The sequence below is a fragment of the Flavobacterium shii genome, assembly GCF_025847235.1.
GTDB classification, from domain to species: domain Bacteria; phylum Bacteroidota; class Bacteroidia; order Flavobacteriales; family Flavobacteriaceae; genus Flavobacterium; species Flavobacterium shii.
In genome coordinates, this window is record NZ_JAOZEW010000001.1 from 52570 (window position 1) to 68876 (window position 16307).

A 16307-nucleotide genomic window follows, 5' to 3' on the forward strand; every position below is an offset into this window, starting at 1 on the left:
ATGTCAGAAATAGAAAAAAAACAAGAATATAAAAGAGAACTCGGTCTTGCCGATGCTGCCTTATTGGTAGCCAGCGGAATGATTGGTTCTGGAATTTTTATTGTAAGTGCCGATGTTACCCGTAATGTTGGATCGGCAGGTTGGCTTATTTTAGTTTGGTTAATCGGTGGATTCATGACATTGATTGCGGCTGTTAGTTATGGAGAATTAAGCGGAATGTTCCCTAAATCTGGAGGCCAATATATTTATTTAAAAGAAGCTTACAATCCCCTTGTGGCATTTGTTTACGGCTGGAGTTTATTTACCGTCATACAAACTGGAACCATTGCGGCGGTTTGTGTATCGTTCTTTAAATTTCTAGCGTACTTTTTTCCGCTTTTCAGCGAAGATTTGGTAGCCTTTAAAATTGGGGAATCTTTTACCGTTTCTCCTGCACAACTCTCTTCTATCGTCTTGTTATTTATTTTGACTTATATCAATACCAAAGGAGTGAAACTTGGAAAGTGGATTCAGAAGTTTTTTACAGGAACCAAACTTATAAGCTTACTAATTCTTATTGTCTTCGGGTTTATCTTTTTCAAACCCGAAGTCTGGCAGGCAAACTGGACGAATCCTTTTCATTTACAAAAGCTAAATCCTGATGGTTCATTTTTACAATATACCAATACACCTGCTTTTTGGGGAGCAATTGCTTCAGCATTAGTTGGAACCGTAATTAGTTACGATGCGTGGAATAATGTGACTTTTGTTTCTGATGAAATAAAAAATCCAAAACGAAATATTGGCTTGAGTTTACTTTTAGGTACTGCAGTTGTAACCATCATATATGTTTCTTTAAACATCATGTTTACCGCAGTATTACCTATAGAAGCAATTGGAACACCCGAAAAAGACCGAGTTGGAATTGCTGCTGCACAAGCCATCTTTGGTTCTAGCGGAACGTCGATTATTGCGCTAATGATTTTGATTGCATCGTTTGGATGTGCCAACGGAATGATTTTATCAGGCGCAAGAGTCTATCAAAGCATGGCAAAAGACGGATTGTTTTTCAAGAAAACAGCCATTTTAAACAAATATTCTGTTCCTGCAAATGCACTTTGGATCCAGTTTTTCATGGCCGTTATTTTAAGTTTAAGCGGTCGTTACGGAAATTTATTAGACATGATTTCTTTTGTAGTCGTTTTATTTTACGTCATAACCATTGCTGGGATTTTTGTTTTAAGAATTAAAAAACCAAAACACGAAAGACCATATAAAGCCTTTGGATATCCATTTTTACCCGCCATTTATATTCTTTTAGGATCAGCATTTTGTATTTTATTAATAATCTACAAACCCACTTATACCTGGCCGGGATTAATCATCGCAGGTATCGGAATACCCATTTATTATATCAGAGAGAAGTTTTTAACACAAAAAAAATAAAAACATTTTATGAATTCGTTTTATCAAGAAATAGCAAAGGAATATTAGAACTTCTTTGGCAGACATCAATAAAATCAAAAAAAAGCTGGAGTCCTTACTTTTAATTATGATACTGGAGGAAGATATTTTTCTGCAAACGAGTTATCCAATTCCCTTTCATAATACTGTAATTCAATAATGTAAATATTATTTTATAATAAATTAAACAGCATTTATTTCAAACGCTTTTATTTTTATTTTAAATTTATCTATAGAACGAAATGTGTTTTTATGCAAAGAATCTATGAAACACTTTAACAAAAAAATTAACCTTTAAACCATTAAATCATGGCTGAACCAAAACAACAACAGACAGCATTAGGAGATGTTGCAGCAAGACAATTAGCAATTGCAACACGTACAGTTCCCCAAATTGGGACGATCACACCACGTTGGTTAACACATCTTTTGCATTGGACACCGGTAGAATCGGGTGTATTTCGTTTGAATAAAGTAAAAGACGGAAGTCATATCGAAGTAGATTGTTCTGCACGTGACGAAAGGGTTTTACCAAACACTTTTGTCGATTATATCGATAATCCAAGGGAATATAATCTTGCAGCAGTACAAACTATTGTTGAAGTACATACTCGTGTATCGGACTTGTACAGCAAACCATACAATCAAATTTCGGAACAACTACGTTTGGCTATTGAAACCATCAAAGAACGTCAGGAAAGCGAGTTAATCAATAATAAAGATTATGGTTTACTAAGTAATGTTGCGCCTTCGCAAATTATCAAAACCAGAACTGGCGCACCAACTCCAGACGATTTAGACGAATTATTGACAAAAGTATGGAAAGAACCAGGGTTTTTCTTATTGCATCCATTAGCAATTGCAGCTTTTGGTCGCGAATGTACACGTCGTGGAGTACCACCTCCTACTACATCTTTATTTGGATCTCAATTTTTAACATGGAGAGGAATTCCGCTTATTCCATCAGATAAATTACCTATCGTAAAAGGGAAATCCAAAATCATTTTATTACGCACAGGCGAAAGTCGTCAAGGTGTTATCGGGTTAATTCAACCTGGATTACAAGGCGAACAATCACCAGGATTATCAGTTCGTTTTATGGGAATAAATGAAAAAGCAATTGCTTCTTATTTGGTATCACTTTATTGCTCATTGGCAATATTAGTAGATGATGCCATCGCAGTTCTTGAAGATGTAGAAATAGGAAAGTACCATGAGTATAAATACTAACAACAACGGCTTACCCAACATTGATAATTTGCAGCTTTTGGCGAACGAATTGTTCAAGACATTACCTAATGAGTTCCCTAAGGAAATTTCGTTAAGTCCTGATCGAAATGAACATCCGCGCGCTACAAAAATTGCAGAAACATTGTTGAATACCGGAAATTTAAATGGTAACAACCCGACGCCCATTCCGTCGCAAAATATAGCTGGCGTACCTTCTGCTCCACCTTCATTTAGCGGTTTTGGAGCGTCGCCAACAGTTGCCAATTATGGTTCAGGAGCCTCGGCTTTATATCCAAATGCCGGAGCTGGATTTGATCCTCAAAGTGGCGTTTCTTCATCTGGAATCCCACACGGAAATAATGTCAATGTCAACAATCCGCAAACTGGTTTTCATGATGTAAATTTCAAGAATGGAGGAACAACACAATTAAACGAAGAAACGTTTTTTTCGAAATTGCTTTTAAACAATGATTATTTGCCTTTTCAAACAGAGAGTTCTTCTTTTGAAACCGAATTAAATGCTGCATTAAAATTTGTTGATACACAATTTACAAAGCGTGTAGATTTTCCGTTAATCGGAAATGAAAGCACAAATTCGTATTATTTTTTAGAGCAAAATCCATTTGCTTTTGATCAGAGAAATACCAATTTAGCAGTAGGAAATACTTTTGAACCGCAAGAATTTAGCCATTTAACAAGCTCTCATTTTGATGCAAATCTTATCAAAAAAGATTTTCCCATTTTAAGAGAAACCGTAAACGGCAAACCTTTAGTTTGGTTTGATAATGCTGCTACGACCCAAAAACCACAATCGGTTATTGATCGTATTGCTTATTTCTACGAACACGAAAATTCGAATATTCATCGTGCAGCACATGAACTTGCAGCTCGTGCATCGGATGCTTACGAAGCAGCACGCGAAAAAGTAAAAACATTTTTGAATGCAAGTTCTGTTAACGAAGTTGTATTTGTTCGCGGTGCTACAGAAGGTATTAATTTGGTAGCACAAAGTTGGGGCGATCATAATTTAGTTGCTGGCGATGAAATCATTATCAGTAATCTGGAACATCATGCCAATATTGTTCCATGGAAACGTTTGGCCGATAAAAAAGGCTTGAAACTACGTGTAATTCCTGTAGATGATGATGGACAAATTTTGTTAGACGAATATGCAAAACTATTAAATTCAAAAACCCGTTTAGTCGCTTTTACACAAGTTTCAAATGCACTAGGAACCGTAACTCCAGCCAAGAAAATAGTAGAAATGGCACATGCTGCCGGAGCAAAAGTTTTAATCGATGGTGCACAATCCGTTTCGCACATGAAAGTTGATGTTCAGGACCTGAATCCAGATTGGCTTGTTTTCTCAGGTCATAAACTTTTTGGTCCAACCGGAATTGGCGCTTTGTACGGAAAAGAAGATTTACTAAACGAAATGCAACCGTACCAAGCTGGTGGAAACATGATTCAGGATGTCACTTTTGAGGAAATAAAATACCACAAAGCACCCAATCGTTTTGAAGCCGGAACAGGAAATATTGCCGATGCCATTGGTCTTGGTGCTGCCATAGATTATGTTACAAAACTAGGAATCGACGCCATCGGACAATACGAACATGAGTTATTGCAATATGCAACAAGATTGCTAAAAGAAATTCCGGGGGTTCGATTAATAGGAACTGCTGCCAATAAAGCAAGCGTACTTTCTTTTAATTTACAAGGATATACCAATGACCAGGTTGGACAGGCCTTAAACAAAGAAGGAGTTGCAGTTCGAACCGGGCATCATTGCGCACAACCTATTTTGCGAAGAATGGGAGTAGAAACTACTGTTCGACCATCTTTGGCTTTTTACAATACCACACAAGACGTTGATACTTTCATCAAAACGTTGTGGGAACTCAAAAAAGTTAGATTTTAAAAATAATATAGAGTAAATGCGTACATGAACTCAAAGAAATAGTTGCTTTTTTTGATATTTTAAGCAATTATAAACGAAAAGCGATAGTCCTTGGACTGTCGCTTTTTTAATTTTCAGGAGCTATCTCCTGCTGTACACTATATCTTTTTCTGGCAAAAGAAGCCATAAAAAGGATGCCGTTTCCATCAGGGCTAGACACAAATATTATAACTAAATTTTAAATATGAATTGATACAAATTTTAATGATTAGCTTCATTACTGCCAATTTGTGATTCGAAACTAAAAGTCGAACCGACGAAGTTAATTCTGGTTTATTTTTTGTATCAATATCCAGACAGATTCCCATCTGGATTAGGTTATACATTAATAATTACGATTTAAAATCATTAAGTGCTTTTTCGATAATTTCAAGACAATCCTTAATTTGATCTTCGGTAATAACCAAAGGTGGAGCCAAACGAATTTTGTTTCCATGAGTCGGTTTAGCCAATAATCCGTAATCTCTAAATCTTAAACAAATCTCCCAAGCCAGATCAGACTCTTCATCACAATTGATTACAATTGCGTTTAATAATCCTTTACCACGAACCAAAGTAATAAGGTTATTACGTTTTGCTATATCATTTAAACCATTACGCAAAATGGTTCCTAAACGCTCTGCATTTTCAGATAAATTTTCATCTCTTACAACTTCAAGAGCTGCAATCGCAACAGCAGCAGCAACTGGATTCCCTCCAAAAGTTGAACCGTGTTGTCCCGGTTTAATAACGTTCATGATAACATCATTACACAATACAGCCGAAACAGGATATACACCACCAGAAATTGCTTTTCCTAATATTAAAATATCTGGTTGCACATTTTCATGATGCACAGCCAATAATTTTCCTGTACGGGCAATTCCCGTTTGAACTTCATCGGCAATAAATAAAACATTATGTTTTTCACAAAGCGCTTTGGCTTTAGCCAAATATCCTTCAGAAGGAACATAAACTCCAGCTTCACCCTGAATTGGTTCTACAAGAAAACCAGCTATATTTTTAGAGGATTCCAATACTTTTTCCAAAGCATCAAGATTATCATATTCTATTTTTATAAATCCAGCAGTATAAGGACCAAAGTTCTTGCGTGCACTTTCATCATTTGAGAAAGAAATAATTGTAGTCGTTCTACCATGAAAGTTATTCTCACAAACTATAATTTGTGCTTCATGCTCCGCAACTCCTTTTACTTCGTATGCCCATTTACGACATAATTTTATAGCAGTTTCTACAGCTTCGGCACCAGTATTCATTGGTAAAACCTTATCAAAACCAAAAAACTTAGTAACAAATTCTTCGTAGTTTCCCAATTTATCATTGTAAAAAGCTCTCGAAGTCAACGTCAATGTTTGTGCCTGATCCACCATTGCTTTCACAATTTTAGGATGACAATGTCCTTGATTTACTGCAGAGTATGCCGATAAAAAATCATAATATTTTTTTCCGTCAACATCCCATACATAAACCCCTTCACCTCTTTCTAAAACTACTGGTAATGGATGGTAATTATGAGCACCATATTTATTTTCTTTTTCAATTAATACATTAGATTTTGACGAAAGAATTTGTTGAACCTGTTCCATGATCTTAATTTTTAACTTTTTACAAAAATAACACTATTTTTCAATTTTACAATAAAATTCAATACTTTTGACTCGTATTCATACTTTAAAAGTCAATTTCACCTTATTTAAACAAAAACAGAGTCATTTTAATTTCAAAACAAACTTCATGGATTCATTAGACGAATTTGACATCAATATTATCAAACAACTAGAAAAAGACGGTCGAATGGCATATTCTGCCATTGCAACCAATTTAAAAATATCAAACACAATGGTACATCAACGTATCAATCGGTTGATAGAGCAAGGCGTATTATCGGGAATTAAACCTGTTGTAAATGAAAAAAAAATAGGATACGACTGGGCATCATTTACAGGAATTACCCTAAATAAAGATTCCGATTCTGACAGAATAATCGAGGAGTTAAAGAAAATTCCAGAAATCACAGAATGTTATTATGTAACAGGATCATTTACACTTTACATAAAGATAATAGCCAAAAATCATGAACATATGAGAAAAATACTTTACGAAAAAATCGATAGTATTTCGGGTATTGCCAAAACAGATTCTATTATAGAATTAGGGTGCGCTTTTAAACGAAACATAGGTCTTTAAGTTTTTGCAAAAAAGATATAAAATAAAGAGAAACAGAGACAAAACCTTTCGTTAATTTTCGGATATTTGCTTTTAAATTATCAAATTATGAAAACCTCATATCTTTTTATTTTAGGAATTTTACTAAGTACTACAACTATGTTTGCACAATTAAAACCAGTAAAATATGCCGATGGCAATCAAATTTTAAATGGATTAGCTATTCAGCCAACAACAAAAAGCAATAATAAACCGGGTATTTTAATGTTACCAGCCTGGTTGGGAATCGACACAGCATCCAAAGCAATTGCCGAAGATTTAGCCAAACTAGGCTATTATGTTTTTATTGCCGATATATATGGAGAAGGTAATTATCCAAAAAATGCAAGTGAAGCTGGTAAAGTTGCCGGATTTTACAAAACCAATTATACCGAATACCAAAAAAGAATCAATCTGGCTTTACAGCAATTAATAAAATCAGGGGCCAATGCCGATAATATAGTTGCAATTGGATATTGTTTTGGCGGAACAGGAGTTCTGGAAGCTGCAAGAGGGCATCTTAATGTAAAAGGCGTAGTTTCATTTCATGGAAGTTTAGCCAGAGATGCTGCCAGACCAAACGAAACTATTAATACCAAAGTTTTAGTTTGCCACGGTGCCGATGATCCATTTGAATCCAAAGAAGAAATTGCCGCATTCCAACAAGAAATGCGCGATACCAAAGCCGATTGGCAAATGATTTATTATGCCAATGCTGTACATTCATTTACCAATCCTGAAGCTGGAAATGACAATTCCAAAGGAGCTGCATATAATGAGAAAGCCGCAAAACGTTCTTTTGAACATTTGAAGCTTTTCTTAAATGAAGTCTTGAAAAAATAATTTTAACTATCTCAAACCAAATACCACCAAATTCTTTATGTCAAAAAGTCCTTTAAGAAAAGACAAAACCTGCTTGAACTGCAGGCACGTTGTCGAACAAAAATTTTGTCCTAATTGTGGACAAGAAAATACCGATACCCGAAAAACATTTCATCACTTATTCATTCATTTTTTTGAAGATTTAACGCATTATGAAAATGCTTTTTGGCGTACCATTAAAAACCTTTTATTTAAACCAGCTGCTTTAACGAAAGAATATCTTTCGGGGAAACGCTTATCTTATTTAGCACCAGTCCGCCTTTACATTTTCATCAGTTTTGTAACTTTTCTTTTAATCGCAATATTTCCTCTTCATGTAAATGACAACTCAACCGATACTCTTAAATCCGAAAATATACAAAAACAAACTTCAGCCATAACCAATTCGCTAAAAGAGGACAAAGATGTAAAAGCGCTATTGAATTCTAAATCAATTTCCAGCGAGGACAAAAAAGCTATTGAGGAAGTTTTAAGCAATCCCCAAACAAGCAAAAAAAGCTTAGTACAATTTGGATATAAATCTGTTAATCAACTAGACTCCATTCAAAAATATGGTTCTAAAGCCGAAAAACTTTCCGACTTTAGTTATTGGATAAATAGAAAAATCCAACTTATAAAAGATAAAAATACTGGTCGAGAAGCACTCGATAAATTCGCAGAATCTTTTATTCATAATTTGCCTAAAGTTTTATTTATTATCATGCCCTTTTTCGCATTCTTTTTATGGGTTTTTCATAGTAAAAAGCGTTGGTATTATTTTGATCACGGCATATTTACCCTACATTATTTCTCATTTTTACTACTTATTTTTCTAGTTATATTTATAATCGGAAAAATAGGAGTCTTATTTGGAGGCAACCCTATTGTTGATACAATAGTAAGGCTCATCACTATTATTGGATCAATATGGATGTTCTATTATTTTTTTCCAGCCCATCATCGATTTTATGGAGAAACAAGAACGGTGTCATTTTTTAAAAGTATAACATTGTTCTTCATAAATTCATTTTTTATACTATTTTTACTAGTCGCATTCGCTTTTTACACATTTATCAATATACATTAAACAAAAAATGAAAAAAATTATAATCCTATTATTAATTGCTTCGGCATTTTCATGCAAAAATACTCAAGGAGTCGTTGCAAAAGACAATTCGGATCCAACCAAATATATGAACACTATTACAGCCAAAGATTTAAAAAAACATCTTTACATAGTAGCTTCAGATGAAATGGAAGGAAGAGAAACCGGGTCTAAAGGGCAGAAAAAAGCAGGTGTTTACTTAATCGATCAATATAAAAAAGATAAAGTTCCTTTTCCTAAAGGAGCTACCGATTATTACCAACATATTCCAGCTTCTTACCTAAATGCCAAAAGAAATCAAAACTTACCAGACTCAGAGAATATCTGGGCGTATATAGAAGGTTCAGAAAAACCAGATGAAGTTTTGGTTATTTCTGCACATTACGACCATGTAGGAGTAAAAAACGGTGAAGTATATAACGGTGCCGACGATGATGGTTCCGGAACTGTTGCTTTACTAGAAATGGCTCAGGCATTTGCAAAAGCTAAAAAACAAGGTCACGGTCCAAAACGTTCTATCTTATTCTTACATGTAACCGGAGAAGAACATGGTTTACACGGTTCTCGTTTCTACTCAGAAAATCCATTGTTTCCTATAGCAAATACGATCACCGATATCAATATAGATATGATCGGACGTCGTGACGTAGAACATGCAAAATCAAACAACTATGTATATGTAATCGGTGCCGACAGATTATCAAGCGATTTACACAATATTGTTGTAGCTCAAAACGAAAAATACACCAAATTAGATTTAGATTTTAAATTTAATGATCCTAAAGATCCTAATCATTTCTATGAGCGTTCTGATCATTATAATTTTGCTAAACTTGGTATTCCAGCAGTATTTTTCTTTAATGGAGTTCACGAAGATTACCACCAAAAAGGTGATGAACCACAAAAAATCGAATACGATGCTTTAACCAAAAGAACACAACTTGCTTTTGTAATAGCGTGGGATTTAGCAAATAGAGATAATAGACCTGTAGTTGATAAGAAGTAGGTCCTGATCCCGAAGCTTCGGGGCTGAGGTTCACAAAAAAGGATGAGAAAAACTCATCCTTTTTTTATATTATAGATTCCAATCACTCAGATATGTACAACGATAGTACGGAAATTCTTTCCGCGCCTGTAATCTATTTCAATAATCAAACCCCAAGTTTATAACATTTTAAATCCCAAAGGGATGTTATATTTATAGAAATTCATAAAATCGTTTAGCAAAACCCCATTTGGGGTGACATATATAGCAATCCGAAGAAAAAACAAAATAGCGCTACGCTGTAGCTTTATCCCAAAATTCTATGAAAATTCTATAAAAATTATGCTCCACTGGAGCAATTATCAATCATATTTTCTGAAATTAAAAAAAAGAGGCTGTCTGAAAAGTAATTTTTCAGACAGCTTCTTTTACTATATATCTTAATACTTTAGTAACTCAAAATCTTAGCAACTTTAAACCTTCCTCTAATCATTCATAGAAATCAAAAACTCTTCGTTGTTTTTAGTTTTCTTGAAACGATCATTGATAAAGTCCATAGCTTCTACAGGATTCATATCTGAAAGGTATTTTCTCATGATCCACATTCTTTGTAATGTTTTTTCGTCTAGTAACATATCGTCACGACGCGTACTTGAAGAAGTTAAATCAATTGCAGGAAAGATACGTTTGTTTGCAATCTTACGATCCAATTGCAACTCCATATTACCTGTACCTTTAAATTCCTCAAAGATAACTTCATCCATTTTTGATCCCGTTTCGGTTAATGCTGTAGCAATGATACTTAACGAACCACCGTTTTCTACATTACGTGCAGCTCCAAAGAATCTTTTTGGTTTCTGTAACGCATTTGCATCAACACCTCCACTTAATACTTTACCAGATGCTGGTTGTACTGTATTATAAGCTCTTGCCAAACGTGTAATAGAATCTAAAAGAATCACTACATCATGACCACATTCTACCAAACGTTTTGCTTTTTCCAATACTATATTGGCAATTTTCACGTGTTCTTGTGGTTCTCTGTCAAAAGTAGAAGCAATTACTTCCCCACGCACACTACGTTGCATATCGGTAACCTCCTCAGGACGCTCATCTATAAGAAGAACGATTAAATATACTTCGGGATGATTTGCAGCAATAGCATTTGCAATATCTTTAAGTAACATCGTTTTACCTGTTTTAGGCTGTGCTACAATCATACCACGTTGTCCTTTTCCTATTGGAGAAAACAAATCGATGATACGAGTTGAAATTGTACTATGCTTTTCGGCTAATTTGAATTTTTCTGAAGGAAAAACCGGAGTTAAATGTTCAAAAGAAACACGATCACGAACTACTTGAGGATCATGTCCGTTTATTTTTAAAACACGAACTAATGGAAAAAATTTCTCTCCTTCTTTAGGAGGACGCACAACTCCTTTTACAGTATCACCTGTTTTAAGACCAAACAATCTGATTTGCGAAGTTGATAAATAAATATCATCTGGAGAGGCTAAATAATTATAATCTGAAGAACGTAAGAATCCGTAACCGTCAGGCATCATTTCAAGAACACCTTCGCTTTCGATAATACCATCAAACTCGAAATCAGAGTCTCTGAAATTATTCTTTTTATTCTTAAAATTTGGATTTTGATTACCGTTGTTCCCGTTTTGATTCTGATTAGGATTTTGATTCGGGTTCTGGTTAGGATTTTGTTTATTCTGATTCGGGTTAGTTTTCTTAGCCTGAATTGGCGCTTCTACTTTTTCCGATGTATTTGATGGAGTTTCAACAGAAGCCTCACTAGCAGGAGCTTCAACTGGAGTTTCGGTTTCCGTAACAACTTCTTTTGCTGCTTCTTTTTCCTTTTGTAAAGCGACCTTTTTTTCATAGGCCGATTTATTGAATTTTATGATTTTTGGAGCTTTCTTCTCAGGAACATCTTTCTCAGGAGCACTATTTTCTGGAGATTCAACAGTTTCTATCGATTCTGTCGCTACAACTACAGGAGGAGTTACTGGTGCATCTGGAATTTCAGTTGCTTTATTTTCTTTTTCTTCTTCAAAAACTATGTTCTTCTGAACTGTATTCTTTTGTATAGCTGCTTTCTTTACCGGGACAATTCGAGCTCTCTTGGGCTTATCGTCTTCAACAACTTCATTAACTTTTTGTGCTACTGGGGGTTGGGCAGAAGTCTCTTGATGTGCTAAAATCTGACTAATTAAGGTCTCCTTTTTTACACCGTTAAATTTTATGGTTTTAGCTAACTTAGCTATTTCTTGAAGCTCAGAAAGCTTCATTTCTTTTAATGCAGAAATATCAAACATGAATGTTCTATGAGTTTAATTAATTTTCGGAAATACTGTAAAAGAATGGTAGTACTATTTTATTTGAATCAACCGCAGTATGAAGTGCTTACGGTATTGTGATGCAATAATACGAATAAAATTTAATCATACAATAGCATTTATGAAAAAGAAAATATATTTTTGTAAAACAATTTCTAAAAAAAAATGATACAACGTATTCAAACCATATATTTGATTTTAACATTTGCAGTTACTGGTATTTTAATGTTTTTTATTCCGCTTTGGACAACAGCAGATAATAAACCTTATTATTTCATGCAAAATCAATTCTATGTTATTTTACTTGGTTTGAGCACAATGTTATCAATAGTAAGTATTATCTCATACAAAAAAAGACAAAATCAGTTTGTCATGGGCAGACTGAATATAATATTAAATTTAATTTTATTAGGATTATTTGTATATCATTCACTAAATTTATCTGGAGAAACACCTGCTGTTTCAGAGAAAGGTATTGGGATGTTTCTGCCTATAGTTGCTATCGTATTATTAGTTTTAGCTAATAAGGCCATCAAAAAGGACGAAGATCTTGTGAAATCTGTGGATAGATTGAGATAAACCTATAAACTTAAATTTTTTGTGCGAAGGAAACCCGAATTTAAAAATTCGGGTTTTTTTGTAAAAAACATTGAGATGGCAACAGTTTTATAAATAAAATTAAATTCTTGTAACACTTATAATCCCTTATTTTTTCCTAAATTTGGAGCCATATAGCTATCATTTTTTATGAAAGACAAAATACGAGTGCATCTAGCCGATGATCATCAGGTACTTATTGATGGGCTTACCAATTTATTACATACCGTTTCCGACTTTGAAGTAGTAGGTTCGTCACTAAACGGAATGAATATTTATGAAGATGTCACTATAAACGATACCAATATCTTAGTACTGGATATTAGTATGCCCCAAAAAGATGGCATAGAAGTGCTAAAGGAATTTTCTGAAAAAGGATTTCCCTGTAAAGTAATAATTCTTTCCAGCTACGATGATTTAAAAATCATAAAAGAAGTAATGAATCTTGGAGCCAGCGGCTATCTGACAAAGAAATGTGCAGGTGAAAATATCATCGAAGCAATTGAAGCTGTTAACCAAGGTGAAGAATATTTTTGTGATTCGGTAAGAGAAAAAATATTTACTACGTTTACCAGAGGTAATCCAAAACTTAATGAAAGAGTACGTGAAGAAAACTCTATTTTGAGTTGTCGCGAACTTGAAATTATCACCTTAATTTCACTTGAATATAGTGGAAAAGAAATTAGTGAACTACTTTTCATTAGTACCAATACAGTTGAAACACACCGTAAGAATATCATGAAAAAGTTAAAAACCAAAAACACTATTGGTTTGGTTAAATATGCTATCAAGAATAATTTGATTAAATCATAATTAAAATAGTTAAACGAAAAAAGTGTTTCAAAATTGAAACACTTTTTTTTTGTTTTCTAATTAATTTATGCCCTTTTTACTTAAGTTAATTAGCAGTTATTTCATTTTAAGACTTTATTAAACATCAGTTTTTCCACCTTTGTCAATCTCTTCTTTTGGGTCTGGTTCTTTTTCTTTATCATCCTCAAGGATTATATCGTCACCAAGATCATTATTTGAATCTTCTGTTGCTAAATTGTAAATTTCTTCTCCTTCTAAAAATTGTTTTGACATGAGTTTTTTCTTATTAAAATTGATTAACTCCCAAATTATTTTAAGACATTTTGAGATATGTCTTGTTTTCCATACTATTAATCTTAAACCCTATTAATAACAAAATAAAAACCCTAACAAAAAGCACTCCTGTTCAGGTGTGCTTTAAGAAAATTATTCTTACTTATTAAAATTAAAGATCTCCTTTCCCTCCTTTATCAATTTCCGGATCTACTGGTGCATCACCTCCATGGATAATTTTCTGCTCTGTTCTGGTTAATTTTTGAATTCCTTCTACTTCCAAAAAATTTTCTAACATAATATTAAATTTATTAATAATAACAATTTTACTACACCTTACTATGAAAAACCGCAAAAAAATAACGAGTTTAGTTAGTGAAATTCACAATCATATTAACCTTGCCCCTTACCTCCTTTATCAATTTCTGGATCTACTGGTGCATCACCTCCATGAATAGTTTTTTGCTCTCTTCTTGTCAATTCTTGAATTCCCTCTACTTCTAAAAAATTTTCTAACATATTATTTTTGGTTAAATTAGGCAATACCTCAATCATTTTAAGACATTTGAGACATATGTCTTTTGTGATTAATCACTTACAAAAAAAAACAAAAACTTATTATTCCCTATCCTTTGTAATTGACTATACAATAATAACTAATTTTTTCTAAACTAGAAGAGATTTAATTATTAAATTTGAAATAGAATACTGGAAATTTATCTCTATAAAATAACAATCGTATTAAATGCATAAAACTCGAATTATTTCATTGATCGTTATATTACTAATTTGTTTTAGCACCAAACTTTACCCTCAAAATAAGGCACTTCAAAAAGATGAAATTGAAAAATCACTAAAAGAAGCAATCACAAACTATAAAATCAATAACTACGAGAAATCTTTAAGAGAATCAAGAATCGCATTAAAACATGCAATTGAAATCAATGATAATAATCTTATTGCGCGTTGTTACAATATAATAGGAGCAAATTTTGATGATCTAATCATGCTAGACAAAGCTTTAGTATTTTACCAAAAAGCATTATACTATATTGATAAAACTGACGACAGTAAACTAAAGGCTAAAATTCATAATAATCTGGGAAATACCTATTTTTTCTATAAAAAAGAGTATCAAAAAGGAATCAATCACTATGAAAAATCCCTACAATATAGTGAGAATTCTGCTGACAATTCAAGAATATATCTTAGAAAACTTAATATTACCTGGGCCTATTTTGAAATTAAAAATTTTGACAAAGGTTTAGATTATTTAAATTATATAAATAAATTTAAGCAATATGGAGACGAGCCCAGTCAGGTTGCCCTAAACATGTTAAATGGGATATATAATGACCATATTAACGATACTATAAAAGCAAATACTTTTTTCATGAAAGCGATTGCACTAGGAAATGAAAGTCATGAAAAATTTGATTTAGCAAAAACACATGAAAAATATGCAGCCTTTTTATCCAAAAATCATAACTACAAAAAAGCGTTTGAAAACATAATCCAACTCAACACTCTAAACAGAGAACTCACTGAATCTATAGAATTAAAAAAGACTAAGCTTGTTGGCGTCAATCTTGAATTAGACGAATATAAAAGAGAAGTTGATAAAATCGAAACTCAATATAAATCTAAACAGGAGTTTTTATTACAGGAACAATCACGTAACAAAAAAGTAGTTAGTATCATGGTTTCTTTGTTCCTTGTGAGTATTATTTTATTTTACTTTTTCTATCAAAACACAAAACTGAAACAAAATAACAGACTTAAAGATATACAAAGTAAAATACAGCAAAACATCATTAATGCAAGTATTGATGGACAAGAAAGCGAACGTAAAAAAATCGCATTATTCCTACATGATAATATTAGTGCACTATTATCTTCAGCTGGAATGCACCTAAATGTTTTTTCGACGCAAAACGAGCCTGTTTCTGAAGAAATTCTTAAAACAAAATTCATACTGGAAGAAGCACATGATAAAGTACGCGATCTATCTCATGAACTTTTACCGACATTATTAGTTCGTTTTGGTCTGTTCTACGCTCTTGAAGATTTATGTGAAAAAAATTCCAATTCAACTATTCACTTTGAATATTCTTGTACAATACCCTCAAAAACACGTTATCATGAAAAATTTGAAATGAGGATTTATTTTATCATTTCGGAACTTTTAAATAATATCATAAAACACAGTGAAGCAACTATCGCAAGTGTTTCATTGGTAGAGGAAGATTCAAAGCTTATTATTAATGTAAACGACAATGGAAAAGGATATAAAACCAATAAATTCAATATCATTGAAGGTTTTGGACTAAACCAAATTCGAGCCAGAATTAAAAATCTAAAAGGAGAGATAATTGTTAAGTCCAAAATTGATATGGGAACATCAATTAGGATAGAGGTCCCGATAATGCATCAATCTTAATTAATAACATAAAACTCTTTCTTTAAAACTATCATCTGGATTTA

General features: G+C 33.1%; 15 protein-coding genes. 10 read left to right on the forward strand and 5 right to left on the reverse strand.

Annotated features, from left to right (window positions below; translation table 11 throughout):
• The 3 genes from OIU83_RS00235 to OIU83_RS00245 all read left to right on the forward strand — a co-directional run bounded on the left by OIU83_RS00235 (position 1) and on the right by OIU83_RS00245 (position 4594).
• The gene (locus OIU83_RS00235; RefSeq protein ID WP_264204274.1) at positions 1-1425 is read left to right on the forward strand and encodes an APC family permease; all 1425 of its coding nucleotides are present in this window, start codon (positions 1-3) and stop codon (positions 1423-1425) included.
• Between the two features lie 327 nt (positions 1426-1752).
• Positions 1753-2673: a family 2A encapsulin nanocompartment shell protein gene (locus tag OIU83_RS00240; protein WP_264204275.1), complete on the forward strand. Its 921-nt coding sequence runs from the start codon at positions 1753-1755 to the stop codon at positions 2671-2673.
• Positions 2657-4594: a family 2A encapsulin nanocompartment cargo protein cysteine desulfurase gene (locus OIU83_RS00245; RefSeq protein ID WP_264204276.1), complete on the forward strand. Its 1938-nt coding sequence runs from the start codon at positions 2657-2659 to the stop codon at positions 4592-4594. The genes OIU83_RS00240 and OIU83_RS00245 overlap by 17 nt, the downstream gene beginning before the upstream one ends.
• Positions 4595-4965: 371 nt before the next feature.
• On the opposite strand, the gene rocD is transcribed toward OIU83_RS00245, so the two are convergent.
• Positions 4966-6219 carry an ornithine--oxo-acid transaminase gene (gene rocD / locus OIU83_RS00250; protein ID WP_264204277.1) on the reverse strand — a complete coding sequence of 418 codons (1254 nt, stop codon included), beginning with the start codon at positions 6217-6219 and terminating at the stop codon, positions 4966-4968.
• 148 nt (positions 6220-6367) lie between these two features.
• On the opposite strand from rocD, the gene OIU83_RS00255 reads away from it, so the two are divergent.
• The 4 genes from OIU83_RS00255 (at position 6368) to OIU83_RS00270 (ending at position 9810) form a co-directional block, all read left to right on the forward strand.
• Positions 6368-6820: an Lrp/AsnC family transcriptional regulator gene (locus OIU83_RS00255; protein WP_264204278.1), complete on the forward strand. Its 453-nt coding sequence runs from the start codon at positions 6368-6370 to the stop codon at positions 6818-6820.
• 87 nt (positions 6821-6907) lie between these two features.
• Positions 6908-7681 carry a dienelactone hydrolase family protein gene (locus OIU83_RS00260; protein ID WP_264204279.1) on the forward strand — a complete coding sequence of 258 codons (774 nt, stop codon included), beginning with the start codon at positions 6908-6910 and terminating at the stop codon, positions 7679-7681.
• A gap of 37 nt (positions 7682-7718) precedes the next feature.
• Entirely contained in the window at positions 7719-8786 is a 1068-nt protein-coding gene (locus OIU83_RS00265) for a DUF3667 domain-containing protein (protein ID WP_264204280.1), read from the forward strand.
• Positions 8787-8793: 7 nt separating this feature from the next.
• Positions 8794-9810, forward strand: coding sequence for a M28 family peptidase (locus tag OIU83_RS00270; RefSeq protein WP_264204281.1), 1017 nt, complete (start codon positions 8794-8796; stop codon positions 9808-9810).
• 464 nt (positions 9811-10274) lie between these two features.
• On the opposite strand, the gene rho is transcribed toward OIU83_RS00270, so the two are convergent.
• A complete protein-coding gene (gene rho / locus OIU83_RS00275) occupies positions 10275-12119 on the reverse strand; it encodes a transcription termination factor Rho (protein ID WP_264204282.1) in 1845 nt (614 codons plus the stop codon).
• A gap of 186 nt (positions 12120-12305) precedes the next feature.
• Here rho and OIU83_RS00280 point away from each other — a divergent pair, with 186 nt between their 5' ends.
• Entirely contained in the window at positions 12306-12719 is a 414-nt protein-coding gene (locus tag OIU83_RS00280) for a DUF4293 domain-containing protein (protein WP_264204283.1), read from the forward strand.
• Positions 12720-12887: 168 nt separating this feature from the next.
• Positions 12888-13550 carry a response regulator gene (locus tag OIU83_RS00285; RefSeq protein ID WP_264204284.1) on the forward strand — a complete coding sequence of 221 codons (663 nt, stop codon included), beginning with the start codon at positions 12888-12890 and terminating at the stop codon, positions 13548-13550.
• A gap of 117 nt (positions 13551-13667) precedes the next feature.
• Here OIU83_RS00285 and OIU83_RS00290 read toward each other — a convergent pair whose 3' ends face one another.
• The 3 genes from OIU83_RS00290 to OIU83_RS00300 form a co-directional block, all read right to left on the reverse strand.
• Entirely contained in the window at positions 13668-13823 is a 156-nt protein-coding gene (locus OIU83_RS00290; protein ID WP_264204285.1) for a hypothetical protein, read from the reverse strand.
• A 172-nt stretch (positions 13824-13995) separates the two neighbouring features.
• On the reverse strand, positions 13996-14121 hold the full coding sequence (locus OIU83_RS00295) for a hypothetical protein (protein ID WP_264204286.1): 126 nt from the start codon (positions 14119-14121) through the stop codon (positions 13996-13998).
• A 95-nt stretch (positions 14122-14216) separates the two neighbouring features.
• A complete protein-coding gene (locus OIU83_RS00300; protein WP_264204287.1) occupies positions 14217-14342 on the reverse strand; it encodes a hypothetical protein in 126 nt (41 codons plus the stop codon).
• Between the two features lie 226 nt (positions 14343-14568).
• Between OIU83_RS00300 and OIU83_RS00305 the strand changes: the two genes are divergently transcribed.
• Positions 14569-16263, forward strand: coding sequence for a tetratricopeptide repeat-containing sensor histidine kinase (locus OIU83_RS00305; protein ID WP_264204288.1), 1695 nt, complete (start codon positions 14569-14571; stop codon positions 16261-16263).
• The last annotated feature ends 44 nt before the right edge of the window (positions 16264-16307 follow it).

Coding starts and splice junctions, on each gene's coding strand:
- OIU83_RS00235 (WP_264204274.1), top strand. CDS start 1: ATGTCAGAAATAGAAAAAAAACAAGAATATAAAAGAGAACTCGGTCTT.
- OIU83_RS00240 (WP_264204275.1), top strand. CDS start 1,753: ATGGCTGAACCAAAACAACAACAGACAGCATTAGGAGATGTTGCAGCA.
- OIU83_RS00245 (WP_264204276.1), top strand. CDS start 2,657: ATGAGTATAAATACTAACAACAACGGCTTACCCAACATTGATAATTTG.
- rocD (WP_264204277.1), bottom strand. CDS start 6,219: ATGGAACAGGTTCAACAAATTCTTTCGTCAAAATCTAATGTATTAATT.
- OIU83_RS00255 (WP_264204278.1), top strand. CDS start 6,368: ATGGATTCATTAGACGAATTTGACATCAATATTATCAAACAACTAGAA.
- OIU83_RS00260 (WP_264204279.1), top strand. CDS start 6,908: ATGAAAACCTCATATCTTTTTATTTTAGGAATTTTACTAAGTACTACA.
- OIU83_RS00265 (WP_264204280.1), top strand. CDS start 7,719: ATGTCAAAAAGTCCTTTAAGAAAAGACAAAACCTGCTTGAACTGCAGG.
- OIU83_RS00270 (WP_264204281.1), top strand. CDS start 8,794: ATGAAAAAAATTATAATCCTATTATTAATTGCTTCGGCATTTTCATGC.
- rho (WP_264204282.1), bottom strand. CDS start 12,119: ATGTTTGATATTTCTGCATTAAAAGAAATGAAGCTTTCTGAGCTTCAA.
- OIU83_RS00280 (WP_264204283.1), top strand. CDS start 12,306: ATGATACAACGTATTCAAACCATATATTTGATTTTAACATTTGCAGTT.
- OIU83_RS00285 (WP_264204284.1), top strand. CDS start 12,888: ATGAAAGACAAAATACGAGTGCATCTAGCCGATGATCATCAGGTACTT.
- OIU83_RS00290 (WP_264204285.1), bottom strand. CDS start 13,823: ATGTCAAAACAATTTTTAGAAGGAGAAGAAATTTACAATTTAGCAACA.
- OIU83_RS00295 (WP_264204286.1), bottom strand. CDS start 14,121: ATGTTAGAAAATTTTTTGGAAGTAGAAGGAATTCAAAAATTAACCAGA.
- OIU83_RS00300 (WP_264204287.1), bottom strand. CDS start 14,342: ATGTTAGAAAATTTTTTAGAAGTAGAGGGAATTCAAGAATTGACAAGA.
- OIU83_RS00305 (WP_264204288.1), top strand. CDS start 14,569: ATGCATAAAACTCGAATTATTTCATTGATCGTTATATTACTAATTTGT.